Source organism: Pseudoalteromonas sp. SR41-8 (genome assembly GCF_014163915.1).
GTDB lineage: Bacteria > Pseudomonadota > Gammaproteobacteria > Enterobacterales > Alteromonadaceae > Pseudoalteromonas > Pseudoalteromonas rhizosphaerae.
Genome location: NZ_JACJEE010000072.1, coordinates 1 through 1526 on the forward strand (window position 1 = coordinate 1; position 1526 = coordinate 1526).

The following is a 1526-nucleotide window of genomic DNA, read 5'->3' on the forward strand; positions in this document are numbered from 1 at the left end:
ATCATTTACACCGCCAATGCAGATTACTATGGTGACGACAGCTTTACTTACACAGTTAAAGACAGCAATGGCGCGATATCTAACCTTGCTACTGTCACCATGACCGTGAACCCAGTCAATGATGCGCCGGTGGCACAAACGCAAACCCTTAGCCTTGATGAAGATGCAAGCTTATTGATCACATTGCTTGCGACAGACATCGAAAATGACAGCTTAACTTATCGCATTGATACTGATGTCGCACACGGAACGCTAGTTCAACAAAGCAGTGATAGTTGGTTGTATTCAGCTGCGGCAGATTATAACGGCAGTGATAGTTTCACGTTTGTAGCCAATGATGGTGCGTTAGATTCAGCTCCTGTTAGTGTTAACTTAATCGTTAATGCTGTAAATGATGCCCCTGTTGCCAGCGCTGCAGCGGTGTCAGTAAATGAAGATACGCCACTGACTATCAACCTTACCGCCAGCGATATCGAAGGCGATACCTTAACGTATCAAATAAGCAGTCAGCCACAAAATGGCCGTGTTACATTGACTGGCTCGCAAGCAATATACCAAGGTGAGAGTGACTTCTTTGGCACCGATAGCTTCAGCTTTGTTGCTAACGATGGTAGCGTGGATTCAGCACCAGCGGTGATCACAGTGACCGTGAGCAGTGTTAATGATGTGCCAGTGATCAGCGGTTCACCGACTGTGTCAGTGAGTGAGAAAATCGCTTATAGTTTTGCGCCAACGGCAACTGACACCGAGGGCGATAACTTAACCTTTAGCATCAGTAATAAACCAAGTTGGTTGAGTTTTGATAGCAGTACCGGGTTGCTCAGTGGTACTGCTGGTAACAGCGATGTGGGTGTGTACAGTAATATTGTGATCAGTGTCAGCGATGGCATGGGTACGGCGAGCTTACCGGCATTTAACTTAACGGTGATCAACGTCAATGACGCACCAACAATTGGTGGTGTTCCTGCATTAAATGTTGATCAAGATACGTCTTATAGCTTTACCCCAACAGCCAGCGATATTGATGGCGACAGCTTAACCTTTAGTATTAGCAACAAGCCGAGCTGGGCAAACTTTGATAGCAGCACTGGGCAGTTGTCAGGTACGCCAAGTAATGATGATGTCGGCGTAAATAACAACATTATTATTTCAGTATCAGACGGCGCGATTACTACAGCATTGAGTAGCTTTAATCTCACAGTTAAGAACGTTAACGATGCACCGACAATCAGTGGTACACCGAACACCACGGTAAGCGAAGACAGTCAGTATCAGTTTACGCCATCAGTGCGTGATATTGATGGTGATAGCCTCAGTTTCAGCATCATTAATAAGCCAAGTTGGGCAAGCTTTGACACCAGCACGGGCGAATTAGCGGGCACGCCACAGAACGAGGATGTGGGCAGCTACGCGGCTATTACTATCAGTGTTAACGATGGCACAGATAGCGCCAGTTTAACGCCATTTACATTAGAGGTAACCAACACCAATGATGCGCCGGTAGGGCAAAACTTCGCGTTTAACCT

At 46.4% G+C, this 1526-nt stretch carries 1 protein-coding gene; it reads left to right on the forward strand.

What is annotated here, in order from left to right; all coding sequences use genetic code 11:
- Positions 1-1526: tandem-95 repeat protein (locus tag H5162_RS21035; RefSeq protein WP_182779443.1), on the forward strand; the 1526-nt coding region annotated here is incomplete at both ends.